Raw genomic sequence first — 14,902 nt, 5'->3', positions numbered from 1 at the left:
ACAAGCAATATTAAATCATTGATTGTCTATGCAACAATGCGTTTTTATTTCTATATTTGTAGAATCACACAACTTAAATTTAATGCATATGAAACAGAAATTAGTACGAATAGGTATTAGCGGGATACAGAAACAAAAAGAGAGATTTTGCCTTATATTTCCTGTACTATTATTTATATTTATCTTTCCCGCATCATCTATTGCTCAAACTATCGCAGAAGAATATAATTTCAATTTTAAGGGAGGAGAAGAACAAAAGTGGTCTTGGATAAAGAACCAAACCGGATGCTTTACTTATATTGAATCAATGCAAATAAAGAAAGATGATAATATAGTTTATAAAATATCATATACTCCACCTCCATCAAAAAATAAGAATATGATATTTATTACATCTTGCACTATCATGATACCAGAACAGATAAATGGAGATAGCTGCCAAGTATCTATAAAAAGTAAAACAAGAGAGATAACTAATGCATGGCTTACAGTTACAGCTCTCAACAGTAATGAAGTGGCAGTAGCATCTGAAGACAAAAAGCTGGAACATCCGGAATGGACGGATAATGTACTATCATTAAAATTGACGGACGGGAAATATAAAGCCAAAGCATTACGAATTAATATCTTTTATTTTGGAAATAGTAATCCGGATCAACAAATATGTTTAAGTGACCTGCAAATCAATATTGATGGAAAAGATCTGGGGAAACAATCTATTGAAGATCAAACTGTCATTAACACAAACATTCACAAAAGACTTATCAAAAATAAGATTATAAAATTATCTCATGACAATGATAGTACTCTGCTTACGCGAATAAATGAATTGAAAGATAAAAAAATCATAGGATTAGGAGAATGTACTCATGGTTCGCAAGAATTAAAAACTGCGGTTATTCAATTTTCAAAGAATCTCATTCAAAATGGAGATTGCAGGTTTGTTCTGTTAGAGGCTCCCGTTGATGCCTTACTACTGGTCGATGCATATATACAAGGAATTATATCATCACCCGACATTGAAAAACAAATAAAAGAAATCATGCAGATGTTTTTTACAAACAATAGCGAGCTTATGGGCTTTGTGGATTGGTTAAAGGAGTATAACAAGACATCTCTTCGTAAAGTACACCTATCTGGTATGGATTATAAAGACATCATAAGTCCATATTTTTATGACTACCTATTAAATCTATTGGATAAAGAAAAAGGGCGATACTATTTATTAAAACTATATGATAAAGAATTTAAAGATATATTGCAATATGCTCATGAGGATGTTTATTTAAAAACGAAGTTGGGAGAAGAGAATTTTTCGCTTTTTACCCAATACATAGAAACTTGTATCAATTTGGGTATTGGCTCCCAATTGCCTCCTCCTGATTATAGGGATTTCTATATGTTTACTTATACCAAACAACTTGCTGATCATTTCTTAAAAAAAGATGAGAAGCTAATCATTCACGCTCATAGTGCCCATCTTTCTAACTTGGAACGTTTTGATAGTTTTCCGTATAAAGAAATCCCAGCAGGGAATCGTTTAAAGAAATATTATGGAGATAAGTATTACTCAATTGGTTTTCAAGTTGGAAAAGGAACATTTACTCAGGAATCCGCTGGTTATTTTAGCAAGCTGATAGCATTACCATTATCCAAGCCACCATATAATAGTTTTGAACATTTAGCTCTAAGCACAAAAGAAAGTTATTTCTATTATCCATCCAAATATATGGATGACGGTATTGTTGAGTTATTAGTTATTCCAAGAATGGCACGTTATCAGAGACAATATCAATTTCATTCTGTGAAAAACTGGTGTGATGCCTATGTCTTTATACAAGAGAGCACGCCGCTCAAAAATGTAACGACTGGAGAATTCGAAACAATGTTCAAACAATTTCTTAGAATAAAGGAGTTGATAAAAGAATTGAAAGCAAACGAAGAACAATATAATTAATTCTGTTATGCCTCTATTTACAAAAAAAACAACTCTATCATAAAGGATTAAAGTTATGAAGAAATTTCTTTTTTTAAGTATTCTATGCTATGCTTGTAATGTTGTTTATGGGCAGCATTATATTCCAGTCAAAAAGATGATATCTAACTATAAAGAGCAAAAAGCTATCGATACTTTGAAGAATCATGATATTATTTATAATATTGAAGAATCTCCTGAAGCAGGAATATTTATGGAACAATCTCTATTACCATCCGACTTACAAAGACCAAAAGATATTCGTGCGGAATGGTGCTTTGAATATTCTTCAGGACAAAAGGCTATGTTATACTTAAAGAAAATATATTCATCAAAAGAAGGAAAGTCGAATGAAGCATCGATCTATAAGAATAAGTTGGCTGAAAAATATGGAAAAGACGATTTAGGGATTCCTGCAATATGGTATTCGGGGAAGATAACAGCCTTATCGTGTCCCAAAGACTTATTTGGAGAAATTGTGACGAAGAATGTAGCTGAGTTTGACATAGAAAAGGGACAGGTTATATCACGAAACTTTTTAGATATTGCAAAAACCGGAACGATGGAAGGTCCTCGTCGTTCTCGTCCTACTATCAAGTATTCGCCTATTGCCAGTACAGATGGTTGCTGGTATAGTAATCTTCAATATAAACTGGATTTATTAGAAGAGTTCGTTAATGGTAATTTGAAAAAGCATAAAACATCAACCACAAAATTTGGCGTAGATATCTTGTTGGTGACGAATAAAAAAGGGAAAACGACCGGATATTTATTATCACCCAATGAGATCATGAATAAAGAGAATCAAGCTCTGACCGAACAATTAATAAAACAGATCAGCAAGTTGCCTCGTTGGAGTTTCGGATGGTTACAGACGATAAACGGTTCAATTTTTCAGGGACGGTATGTAAAAGCAAACTATTCATCGGGTACAGGCTGGAAGTTCGAGGATTATCTTCATTAGAACAAAGAGTAACTTCTACTCAAAAGTAAAAGCTACTCTTCATTCCATATAAGATTGGGGATATTCAGTAAGTTTCCCTATTTATTTGCTTTAATACGTTGCCCGTCCGCCTGAACAGCGTACAGTTCCGCTCCTTCAATGTCTGCTCCGGCAGGTACAGTAAATACAAACCGATTGGCAAACCATACTTTTTTGCCATCCTTGATTAATTCGAAAGCAACCGCCTGTTCGCCATTAGTCACAGTGTATGTTCTTCCGGAAACGGTATAACTTACAGTCTTGGTGATTTTCACATTGTTCTGGAATGTTTCGAAATACCCTACATCTCCTCCATCTTCGGATATACCTTTTTGATTGCCTCCGGCTCCTGCCTGGTATCTTCGGTCTTCAATGTATTCAATAGGCGGACATTTAGTGGGGAATGTTTTCATATAAGCCAGCGTCTGATTAATCATATCCTGTGTCACGGTATATGAAAAGCTTCCGTAAGCATACAACTTGAAACTGACCGGAATAAAGAATCCCCAGGCATCGAAGAATTCGGTCATATCCATATTAGCGGCTTTTGCTACGTTGCGTGCATACATCAGCTGTGCTGCGCCCGGATCATTGAAAGGTAACCAAAATTCAGGGGTACGTCCTTGTTCGAATATCTTACGGATGGTATTCGGTTTCTTGCCGATACGTTCGAAATATGTCCACAATTGCTGGTTGAGGCGCATATGCATTTCGGAGGCTTCTCCTTGATATAATCCATATTTATTGGCATCATCAGATGTCATGTCCTGAGGGGTAAATGCCAACGTGTTCGGGTCGCGCGGATGCATGAATCTGCTCCAAGGAGTCGGAGGCGCATACCGGTAAGTAGCTAAAGTCCCAATGGAGCTTCCACGTGATCCCCACTGGTTTATCTTGTACACCACATAATTAGAAAAGAGATTATTGCTCGATTCCGTAGTACTGGGCCAGTTGATAGCTCCCTGATGCATGTGTCCGAGTTCATGTCCCGGCCCCCATTCATTGTCCTGATTCTTGTCCATATCACGCGGATCGAAGTTGTTTTTGAAACCCCATCCATCTTTTGTGCTTACATCACCCGCTGCCATATTAATGTAATAATTGGTAGCATAAAGTCCGTCGGTGAAAGTCGTGACATGCATCAGTGAATTGAATTCTCCTGTATTCGAATAAGTATCGATGGCAGCCAGTTCCTGCTCCCAATCTATCAGGTTATCCCATCGTTCCATTCCTCTTACTACTCCATACTGTTTGAAGTTGTCCTGATTTTGCAGCAAGTCTTTCAGTGCTGTAAACAGAATCTTCCTACCTTTCAGCACAAATACACATTTGTCAGATCCGTCCAAAGTGACAGATTTTGCCTTCCGGATATATTCACGGAACAGATCATCGGTTTTATCCACAGTCAGATCCCATACATTGAAGCCTACACGCGCATGTTCCGTTATCTCCACATACTGGGGCGGAAAATGTATTTTCACTGCCGGCATGCCACGGGGATCAAGTTTCTGATAGATGACAAACAGATTTCCCGCACGTGAGAAAGAAAACTTGTTGATTCCGTTTTTCAGGAATCGTTCTTCACCGTCGGGCCCCAGATCCGAACAACACCTTAGTGAAATGGATTCACCTTGCGGTATGCCGTCTGCTAAAACGACCATCTCTTCACCCGCATTGGTTATGATACCGGTAGGGTTGCAAAGAGGCGAGTAGTAATTGGTTCTCAATTTATCTCCCCAATATTCGGGCACACTGTATGCCTGATATGACTGTATCCTGAATCTCTTTTCCGCTTCGGGATAAGTATTGCTCTGCAAAGACTTTGCCAGCACATTGAAGAATGCCGGAAGCCGATTGATGGCTTCGTCGGAAGCGTCCGGGAGGAGTTCACTGCATGAACGGTCGGTGAATACTGTTATCAGTTGTTCGTCAAGCGGATTTTCCGCAGCATGGAAAAATTCCATCTCGTCGCAACTGACGAAATCATTTAATCCGCTTTTAACTTTGAATTGAACAGCCGCAGGTACAACCGGATCGTTCAGCAATATCCTATGGCTGCCTCCTGCTCCTTTAAAATCATAATCTTGTATATGAATAAAATCCGTACTTCCTTGAGGCTTGATGTAAAGTTCGAATGCTCCGAAATTACCGTTACCATTCCGGCTGTGATATAGGATATAGTCTAGCGTAAGCTGATTCTGATCGAACTGATATTCAAGAGTAACGGGGAATTTTGCAGATTGACTCCATGTGGAATGGTAACAGGTTCCGCCGAACTGACCGTCATAAGACTTCGATATATCCTGCCCCGGCTGATGGTCGGTGTCGTATCCACCGGTAACTTTCAACTTTATATCCTTCTCCGGATTTACACCCGAAATATCACTCGATTTCTTTTGTTGTTTGATTTCCGACTGGTCATAAATGTTTGTATTTTCTTTGGATACAAACTTGATCGTAGCATTCCTTTCTGTAGTCAGAGGATTGGAAGCAATGGAGAATATTCGTGTACTGGATGCCAGATCGGCTCTTGTATCAGGTACTTCTTTCTCGGTAATCCAGTCTTTGGCTTCCTCCGGAATAACTACTTCATAGTCTGTATTGGAAAGCAAGTTGACTTCCAGATGATCGTTTCCTGTTCCCGCCACCTGAATGACACGGCTCTCTTCAGCCACTTCAATGATCAGGTCACCGCCTGTCTGCACAACTCTGAGTTTAGCAGTCAGCGCATTATTGGCGATAGTAATATTTCCTTCTCTGACTCCTTTTTCGGGACTGGATGTTGCCGAAACCGTCAGTTCTGTATCCGATGCTTTCCTTGCCGTCAGCCATTCTTTTCCCTCAGTTACCGATGCATTCCACTCCCGGTTCGATTTGACAGGTACGGCTACTTCCCCACCCTCTTTCTTGAATCCAATGGATTTCTGAACTTGCAGCACCGGCTCTCCCTGCAGCTCCTTATCATCACTCTTGCAAGCATAGAGAGTAGTGACTCCCACCAGCAGAATAAGAGAGATACATAGTATGTGTTTTACCTTATCCAATAACATAGTATTTATAATTTTTGTTGTTTTTCCATTTCGTTGACCAAACTATCCAAATCGAAGTCAATGTTATATTCATTCTCTATCTGAATCTTTTTGATTTGCTTCACCAGCGAATGCGGCTTCAACCTTCGGATCATCTCTATTTCCAGAAGCCTGTTCGGGAAACGTTTGCGAATGCCATCGATGTCTTTCATATAAATGCTGTCTGCTCCCTGATAAAGCGCATTGGCGGATTCTTCAAGAATAAATGCTCCCAAACTGTCAGGATATTGTTCGAGCACTGCCCGCAGAATTTCCAGACTTTTTCCGAAACTTTGATGCGCATCAGCATTCATATCTTTAGCCGCCTGAAACAATCCTAACTGAAACAGGTATTCTCCTGTTATCGCTTTTCTCTCCATTGCCAAAGTCTGGACATGCAATGCGGAATCCAGCTCCCCCATCTCAGCCAGTAGTTTAGCTTTGGTACCATAATAATCGGGGTTGAGACTGTCAATCGACAGTGCCCGGTCCAGAAGGCTGATACACTTCCGGGTGGAATCGACATCATAAGACGATTGCAGGATGGCTACCGCCTGTTGATAAAAACTGTCGGCACTGAGATTTACGGGATGGGGACGAATGTCCGGTTTCTGCCGTGAATGACAACCGACGGCTGTGCAGATTAGCAGCAAAACAAGTAATATGATATTCAGTTTCTTTGTTTTCATGTACATGATTCTCAATAGTCGGATAATATAAATAAAAAAAATGACTGACAGGGAGTTTTATAGGAAAATGTGTCCAATCTAATCTTATTTCCTCCCCGCCAGTCTTTCTATTAGTTTATCAGATGCCTAACTGCTCTTTGGCCCAGGCTTCATCATGCCTTACTCTGTAGAGATACATCTCAGCCATATTCCACCATGCTTTATTAGCGTTAGTATAGTCCAATGTGGCTTGATTACGGCGACCCGTAGGAGTAAATCGGATATAGTTGTAAGCTTGTTTACCATTCACATTGTTTTTAGCGGTAGCATGACCACCGTTTGATGTCGGTAAATTGAACTCTTCCGTACCCATGCTTTCAAAGTATTCACCGTTGGTACTTCCGTAAATAGTTGCGATCGTTACGTCGCCCCCATTATTTATGCCAGTCTGACGCGCATCATATTCAAAACGAAGCCCTTGCAACGGTTTGTTCAGTTTAATCTGCACGTAATGGGCTTCTGATACGACTGGATCTTGCCATCTGGAATGATAATAAGTTCCACCTTTGCCGTCAATCAAAGCAGGTAAGCCACCTCCATCACCGTCCTGTGTCGCATTAGCAGAAAGCATATCAACAGTGAGAATGACGCGTTCCAACTCGGAAGCTTCACCGGAAGTACCTGTAATGATTACAGGACTCTCAGTCTCCATTCCCGTAGGACCGTAGGTCTTGAAAGTAAAGGAATATTCACCAGCACACTGATAGGTATCATCTATGATAGCCGATGTTGTCTTGAATCCATCTATTTCTATCTCTTTATTTTCTTTTGTGACCTTATCATAATACGTGATTTTCACTTTACTATAATCCACATCTTCCGGTGCTTCCCATTGCAGAGTGATGTGTCCGGCTCCCGGTGTAGCGGTAGCATTCACCACATTTACAGGAGGAACGGGAACGAATCCTGCTTGTTTCACAGTAACTGTAAAGCTGTTTGGATCAACCGGATCTTTACTTGTGAACGTTATCGTTCCTTCACGGGGTTGTTCTACAACTGCGGTGTTAGGCTCTATGATGAAGCTTTCGGAAGCATCACGCAATGCTCCTCTGGTGAGCGGTGCAGTTGCAGGCTTAATCCATGTTTGAGCATTTTCGTCAATCACATATTCATATTCCGCACCCGCAGGACCGTTCACTTTGAAAGGAATCGTGATCGTTTCGCCCATTGCTTTCACTTCAAAGACCTTGTGTGCATCGTCAATGTCAACAATATATCCTCTCGGCTGCTGCTTGATAATGAACGTGCCGACACAGTTGTAATTCTGTGACGACTGAAGGGTGATTGTACAATACCTCACAATGGTATCAGTATTCTGATCCAAACTGAATACCAGATTTTTCTTGACGATATCTTCCGCTTTTACAGCTTTTTGTCCTTTCTTTGCTTTCAGCTCTTTCGGTTCGTTAAAGCGTACCCAGTTACAGGTATCCGGTACAGTGATGACATCCAGATTCAGATTGGTATTCACCTGGATAGAAAGTGAAGTCGCTTTAGCATCCACCGCCTTCATTCCATCATCCGTCAATCCGGGTATATCGATCACCGGTTCCAAGCCGAACTGTTTCACACTTATGGAATAACTCTGGTGACCGTATGCTATCGTAACTTCTGCTATACGCTGTTTATAGCCTTCATTCTGATCGGCAGAAACCGTGACTTTACCTTCCTGCTTTTGTAGTTTGCACCATTCGGCATTCGAACTTACCGTCCAGTTATCGAGCGCCACGTTGGTCTCCACTTCTATCTCATGTTCGCCGCCGGAAAGCGGAAAAACAACAGCCGCCTGGCTCTCGCTGGGAATGGTCAATGTCAGTACATTGAACTCAGTTTCATAATCAGGACCACAGGAAGAGAGAGCTACGAAAGTTCCCAGGATTCCTGTCAGTCCGATGATTAGTATATTTTTTTTCATATTATTAGATGCATTACAAGTTTTCTACTCTTGGATTGAATTGGTATCTCAGTTTGGCATTTACCTCCCTGTAGAGGTCGGTAGACTTCAAACGGTATTTGTAATGGAGGCGGAACTCCTTATAATAAGTGGAGCGTCCGTCGGGCGTCCGGATGACATTCAATAAATACGTATTGTCATATTCGCCGATGGGTGTGAGCTGCACTACGTCGATGCTTTGATACGGCAGGATAGTGAGTTCCTTTGCCAACGGATTCTCGGGCAACTGTGCTCCCATTTCCAGAATGATGCTCCCCTTATTGATGATATCCAGCGCAGTGGTATAGTCAGTGAAATTTTCATCACCGGCCATCAAACGTACAGAGTTCTCAGAGATAGGAAATACACGGTTGGAATTGGTCGGACGGCGAACTTCACTATACCCATCCGGATTCGGGATAATGACCGTACTACTGGTGTAATTGTAGTAAGTTGCCGTCTGCGTGGACGCATAGTAATTCTCCTTGTGGATACGAAGCAGCACGTGCCTCTTTTTCGGATTACAGTCCGGTGTTCTCAATGAATCTATCTTATATTCGAGAAAATAGATGGAGTCGGGTGAAATCTTTTCCAGATTTTTCAGATACACCGGAAACATAGCCTTGGAAGAGCCGGCGGAAATGTTCATTTCCATCGTTGGAAATTCATAGCATTCTTCCGGCAAGTACTTTGCAAAACGGGCTTTATTGATATCAAAATTGGATTTGTTGTAAGCCCTCAACAGTGTATCGGAATGTTGCAGCACCACTGTTACCGGTTCGTCGGTAGCCTGCGATCCACTCAACGAAGCTACCACGAAAAGGGTATCTCCTCCCTGCTGCAACTCAGCTACCTGGCGATCATATACCAAGTTGGAATTACTGAGTAAATTTACTTCTTTGCGGAACTGTTCCTGATCGAAATCATACTTATCGCAACCACTTATCATAACCAAAGCAGAGCAAAGAATTATAGTTAATATCTTTTTCATATTATCTTTCTGTTATTCTTGTTTTTCATTATCTGTCCCATCCCGGATTCTGGTCCATGGAAGGTACTTTCAGTAATTCAGAGTGACTGATCGGCATAAATACCATTTTGGGCAGTGCGACGCGATCGCGGATATTCTGTTGGTCAATGGTCACGATGTTCCAGAATCCCGGATTGCCGGCGACGTCCGTACGGTCTTTTTGTACATCCAATCCCTGCCAGTTAGACGTATTGGCATCCTCGGTAAGGTAAGTACCCCATCTACGGGTATCGAAATAGCGGTAGCCTTCGTTGAAAAGTTCCACTTGTCGTTCATTACGGATGATCTGCTCAAATCTCTCCACCTCGTTGAAGTCACCCAAAGCCGGACCGGGTAATCCGACACGATAGCGGATCATATTGAAGTATTTAGCCATTTCCTGAATATCACGGCTGACAGTCACTTCGACATCCGTACCTGTCATATCAGGAGTAGTAACGGTGACCGTACCCGTCACCCGGTTCAACGCTTCTACATATTCAAGAAGTACTTCGGCATAACGGATGATGGCAAACGGTTTAGGCTGAGTAACAAATGCGCCTTTCACACTTCCTTTTCCGCTCGACCATGAATCGTCAGGATGGACAAACTTGACGGGAGTGTAGCCGCTGATATTGTAATCATTGACGTTATTTCCCGCACCGGCCAACCCGGCTTGCGTATCATCATGAGAATACCAGAACTGCTGGTTGACATAGGTTGCGTCGGAAGAAGCGGAACTCATAGTCCACAAGCGTCCGGGAAATCCGATGGAAGCATAGAAACGTGCCGAACGGTTGTCATACATCTTCGGAACATCACCTCTCAACTGATAGTTTCCCAGCACTTTATTCGTACCTATTGTCTGACTGAGATCCGCTACATACGGATAGTCTGCCGATGCATTGTGGATGTCTCTGCCATCCATCATCAGGAAGCAATCGACCACTCTCTGAGGTACGGACATGCCGCCCCAGCCTCCGAATTTAACAGGGAACGAGTGGTGCGTGTAATTAGTCACATTTTGGGATGCCATTGCCCAGATAAACTCTTTATTGGTTTGAATAATACCTTCACCGTTGAACATATCGGCAAAAGAATGGTAAGGGTCGATACCACCCGCACCATCGGGGAAAGGAGCCGTAGGAACATTATCTGCCAACGGATAAGGGTATTGATTGTCCGGTGCCACTGTGAACAGTGAATAGTATTCCATATTGATCACTTGCTTTGCGGCAGCGGCTGCTACCGCCCAACGGTCGGGATCATAAGTCTGGTTTACGTAATCGGCACCGTCGCTTTTGCGCTTCCAATTGCTAAAGCACAAGCGGGCGGCATCACCGCCATTGAACAACGGAGAAGCTTGGAACAGGCGCAGACGGGCAATCAACGCTAAAGCTGCCCCCTTGGTAGGACGGTCGGAATAGCTGATACTCTGCTCGGTCGGTCCATAAATACCTTGTGTGGCAAGCTTGAATTCATTGCAAATATAATCCACCGATTCATCGTATGTAGACCGTTCCCTGTCATAGTATTCCGCAGATTCGGAAGTACCTAGTACTTCGTCTCCGACAATGAGCAACGGACCGTAGTTCATCAGTAAATGGTAGTAGGCATAACCGCGCATAAAGTGTACGTATCCGATGTAACGTCTTCTGTCGGCTTCTGTCATATCAGACACTTTATCGATATTTTCCAGCATCCGGTTACATCTTGCCACTACTACATACATGCTATACCATATATCCTGCCGCAGGTTTCTTCCGTTGACAGTACCAACACTGAATTGCGCTCCCCAAAACTCGTTGGTCTGCCATCTGACGGCAATCTCGTCCGAGGCAGTTTCTCCCGGATTCCATGAGTTTCCCCAAATGGCACCCGCGTCGGGAAAACGGGTCGGGGTGTTCCAAAGGTATCCTTCGGCATTTTTCATGCTGTGGAAAATGGAATCTTCCTTGAATGTAGCCTGAAAATAATTGTCTACATCCAGAAAATTGCAGGAACTGAGCAGCAAAGAACTGCCGATCACGGCTCCCAAAAGTATTTTAATTCGATTTTTCATAAATTTTTCAATGTTATGTGATTAGAATCTTAAGTATACCTGGAATGAATAGGTAGCAGGTATCGGATAGACAGCACCATTTGCCGATGCTTGTTCGGGATCGAAATATTTCACATTGTCGAAAGTGCACAGGTTATTCGCCACAAATTCCAGATCGACGGAAGACAATCCTACCGCTTTAATCCATGGCAGATGTTTCAGGCTGTATCGCAAGCTAACTTCCTGAAGGCGCAGGAAAGAACCGTTCCGCCTCCAGAAGGAGGACAATTGAGAATTGTTCTTATTACCTCCGTAAGAGAGACGTGGAAATTCAGCATTCGGATTTTCCGTTTCAGTAGTTCCCGAATACCATGCGGGCGTCCATCTGTTCTTGGGATTGTTGGCTAGTTTGATCACATTTCCCAAGTCTCCATTATAGAACGGAATCCATCCGTTGTCGTTTCCAAGCCCTGCACGATAGTAGTCTACCTTGGCGGAACCCTTGAACAAGACACTAACAGTCAGATCTTTCCACTGGAAGTCACCACCGAATCCATACATCACTCTTGGTAACTGGTTGGAATAAGACAATGGCACCTTATCGTCTTCATTGATAATACCATCGCCGTTGACATCGCGATATTTGATGTCGCCCGGGCGTATCTTTCCGAATCCGCTTTGATCGGGGCTGGTATTGATCTCATCTTTGCTGGCGAATAGTCCCTCGGAGATATATCCGCGTAAGATGTTAAAGGGTCTGCCGGTCACACTGAGATAGTCGTAAGGTAATTTATTCTCTTCAAAATAGTCGATGATATTTTGTGAGAATGTATAATTGGCACGAACCGTAAAACTCATATCCTTATTAATAGTATGGAAAAACTCAATATTTCCGTCCGATCCTACACTGTGCATACGTCCGACATTCGACTTCGGATAAGTCACCATACCTACGTAAGAAGGTAACGTCACACGGTCCTGGAAGATGTGGTCACGAGTATCCCGGAATATGTCGACTGTCAGGGACAACTTGTCGTGAAAGAACTTGGCATCGATACCAAGATTCGCCTTCTTTGCTACTTCCCATTTCAAATTGTCGGCTCCGGTATGGGTTTCTGTGATACCCGCATAACGATATCCCCAAGCAGATCCGGCATGATTGTCTATCAGGGTCAGGTAAGGGAAGCGTCCCTGGCCGGTATAATCGTTGGTAGAAACAATCTGGTCGTTACCTACGATACCGTAAGAGCCGCGAATTTTGAGGAACGTAAACCAAGGTAGTTTCTCTGTCCACCATGCATAAGAGGAAGGAACCCATCCTGCGGCAATGGAAGGAAAGAAACCGAACTGTTCTCCTTTTTTGAACTGTGCAGAACCTGTATAACCGAAATTCGCATCGATGAAATAACGGTTTTTATAGTCATAGGAGATACGTCCGGAAAGGTTCTGATGGCGTTTGGGGATGCTGGCGATACCTAAATCATCATATTTGCCCCATAGAGAGTTTTTCTCATCTTTCATATAGTATTCGAGCAACGCGCCAAAGGTATGGTCTCCGAACGACCGGTTCCAGTTGGCTTTCGCCTCCATATAGTATTGCCTGTAAGAGTTTTCGCCACTTCCGTATGCCATACTTGATTGTGCTGAGCGCAGCGCTTTAATCAAGACTCCCTGTGCGGTTCGTCCGGTAGCACGGTAGAGGTCGGGCCAAATCCTGCGGTATTCGCTGAAGTAGCCGATATGTTCCGTCATCGCTTGTACCGACATCGTCAGTCCTTTCAGAAATCCTCCGAATTCTTGCGTCAGCTTCAGCGTCAGCATGTTTCGGTTGTCCTCGCTTTGCATGTATCCGGTATTATTCAGCATAACATATGGAGAAGCCAATTCACGTGATCCGCCATATACGGGCAGCGTGCCGTCAGAGTAAGTGACCGGAAACAGAAGGGGGGTCAACTGCTGGACGGCTGACCATACCAGATCTGTGTTCCCTCCGCCCGGACTGACATAAGAATTGACATATCCATCTACACCGAAGTATAGCTGGGTCGTCTTGGTCAAATTCATATCGATATTGGCACGATAATTCAGCTTGTTTACGCTCAATGGCTTTTTAAACAGATTTTCCTCTTGGCGATAGGCGGCTCCTTCATCCTGATACCCCAGCGACAAGAAGTATCTGGCAACGTCACCTCCTCCTTTAGCACTGACATAGTAGTTCTGCTGAATAGAATTCCTTTTCATGATTTCATCTATCCAGTTTACATCCGGATAAAGATCCGGGTCCAGCCTGTTTTTGATCAGATCCAGTTCAAGACGGGTGTACAGATCGTCTTCCCCAGACATCGCTCTGGCTTCATTGGCAAGGAGTGCGTAATCATATGCTCCCAGGTATTCGGGCAGACGTTTGATATGTGATATTTTCATCGTAGCACGTCCGGTCACCTCTAATTTTCCACTGGTACCACGTTTGGTAGTCACCAATACCACGCCATTTGCTCCGCGTGTTCCGTAGACAGCCGTTGCTGCGGCATCTTTCAGGATACTGAACGATTCAACGTCGTCGGTATCAATATCTTCCAATCTTCCTTCGAGACCATCGATCAGTACTAAGGCTCCACTGCTGGCTCCGAAAGTACTGATACCGCGAATCCAGAAGTTGGAGATATTTTTGCCCGGTTCACCCGAACTCTGCATAGTGATAACACCTGCCATTCGACCTCCGATCATATTATTGAGGGAAGTGGCGGGAGTTTTTAGCTGCGCAACGTCAATGGTGGTGATGGCACCTACCACAGATACTTTTTTCTGGGAACTCATACCCGTTACCACTACTTCGTCAATCTTAGTCTCGTCTTCTTTCATGACGATCTTAAGCTTTTCTTCGTTTTTGGTAATCAGCATCTCGACATTCTTCATACCCACTGACTGGAATATCAGTGTAGCGTTTTTCGTTACTTTTATCTTGAACTTTCCGTCCAGATCCGCTACTACGCCGACTCCCGGTTCGTTCTTTACATAAACAGCCGTACCTACCAATGGCTCGCCGGTTGCATCCACAATCACGCCTGCCACTGTAAACTGTGTACTCGTTTCGTTCTGACTGTAGCCTGCCAATGGAATCAATGTCATAAGCAGTACAATCAATAAAAGATTTTTTTTCATATAT

8 protein-coding genes are annotated in these 14,902 nt (G+C 42.9%); 2 read left to right on the top strand and 6 right to left on the bottom strand.

Annotation, left to right across the window (positions count from 1 at the left end; translation table 11 throughout):
• Positions 1–88: 88 nt before the first annotated feature.
• Complete coding sequence (locus tag NBH01_RS06815) at positions 89–1,957, top strand: erythromycin esterase family protein (RefSeq protein ID WP_172681265.1); 1,869 nt, start codon at positions 89–91, stop codon at positions 1,955–1,957.
• Positions 1,958–2,012: 55 nt separating this feature from the next.
• Positions 2,013–2,939 (top strand): DUF5030 domain-containing protein, encoded by a 927-nt coding sequence (locus tag NBH01_RS06810; RefSeq protein WP_129655278.1) that lies wholly within the window; start codon positions 2,013–2,015, stop codon positions 2,937–2,939.
• 77 nt (positions 2,940–3,016) lie between these two features.
• Here the strand turns inward: NBH01_RS06810 and NBH01_RS06805 are convergent, their stop codons facing one another.
• The 6 genes from NBH01_RS06805 to NBH01_RS06780 all read right to left on the bottom strand — a co-directional run bounded on the left by NBH01_RS06805 (position 3,017) and on the right by NBH01_RS06780 (position 14,898).
• On the bottom strand, positions 3,017–6,007 hold the full coding sequence (locus NBH01_RS06805) for a M60 family metallopeptidase (RefSeq protein ID WP_195383442.1): 2,991 nt from the start codon (positions 6,005–6,007) through the stop codon (positions 3,017–3,019).
• A gap of 5 nt (positions 6,008–6,012) precedes the next feature.
• The gene (locus NBH01_RS06800; RefSeq protein ID WP_054959065.1) at positions 6,013–6,714 is read right to left on the bottom strand and encodes a tetratricopeptide repeat protein; all 702 of its coding nucleotides are present in this window, start codon (positions 6,712–6,714) and stop codon (positions 6,013–6,015) included.
• Positions 6,715–6,832: 118 nt separating this feature from the next.
• Positions 6,833–8,668, bottom strand: coding sequence for a BACON domain-containing protein (locus NBH01_RS06795; RefSeq protein WP_008764463.1), 1,836 nt, complete (start codon positions 8,666–8,668; stop codon positions 6,833–6,835).
• Positions 8,669–8,681: 13 nt separating this feature from the next.
• On the bottom strand, positions 8,682–9,677 hold the full coding sequence (locus NBH01_RS06790; RefSeq protein WP_008764462.1) for a BT_3044 domain-containing protein: 996 nt from the start codon (positions 9,675–9,677) through the stop codon (positions 8,682–8,684).
• A 28-nt stretch (positions 9,678–9,705) separates the two neighbouring features.
• The gene (locus NBH01_RS06785) at positions 9,706–11,757 is read right to left on the bottom strand and encodes a RagB/SusD family nutrient uptake outer membrane protein (protein ID WP_008764461.1); all 2,052 of its coding nucleotides are present in this window, start codon (positions 11,755–11,757) and stop codon (positions 9,706–9,708) included.
• Positions 11,758–11,778: 21 nt separating this feature from the next.
• Positions 11,779–14,898 carry a SusC/RagA family TonB-linked outer membrane protein gene (locus NBH01_RS06780; RefSeq protein WP_016268476.1) on the bottom strand — a complete coding sequence of 1,040 codons (3,120 nt, stop codon included), beginning with the start codon at positions 14,896–14,898 and terminating at the stop codon, positions 11,779–11,781.
• Positions 14,899–14,902: the final 4 nt, after the last annotated feature.

Source organism: Bacteroides sp. B1-V-101 (assembly GCF_023656585.1).
GTDB classification, from domain to species: domain Bacteria; phylum Bacteroidota; class Bacteroidia; order Bacteroidales; family Bacteroidaceae; genus Bacteroides; species Bacteroides thetaiotaomicron.
The sequence above is the reverse complement of the archived record's forward strand: the minus strand, read 5'-3'. Positions and strand labels throughout refer to the sequence as shown.

Coding starts and splice junctions, on each gene's coding strand:
- NBH01_RS06805 (WP_195383442.1), bottom strand. CDS start 6,007: ATGTTATTGGATAAGGTAAAACACATACTATGTATCTCTCTTATTCTG.
- NBH01_RS06795 (WP_008764463.1), bottom strand. CDS start 8,668: ATGAAAAAAAATATACTAATCATCGGACTGACAGGAATCCTGGGAACT.
- NBH01_RS06810 (WP_129655278.1), top strand. CDS start 2,013: ATGAAGAAATTTCTTTTTTTAAGTATTCTATGCTATGCTTGTAATGTT.
- NBH01_RS06800 (WP_054959065.1), bottom strand. CDS start 6,714: ATGAAAACAAAGAAACTGAATATCATATTACTTGTTTTGCTGCTAATC.
- NBH01_RS06780 (WP_016268476.1), bottom strand. CDS start 14,898: ATGAAAAAAAATCTTTTATTGATTGTACTGCTTATGACATTGATTCCA.
- NBH01_RS06785 (WP_008764461.1), bottom strand. CDS start 11,757: ATGAAAAATCGAATTAAAATACTTTTGGGAGCCGTGATCGGCAGTTCT.
- NBH01_RS06790 (WP_008764462.1), bottom strand. CDS start 9,677: ATGAAAAAGATATTAACTATAATTCTTTGCTCTGCTTTGGTTATGATA.
- NBH01_RS06815 (WP_172681265.1), top strand. CDS start 89: ATGAAACAGAAATTAGTACGAATAGGTATTAGCGGGATACAGAAACAA.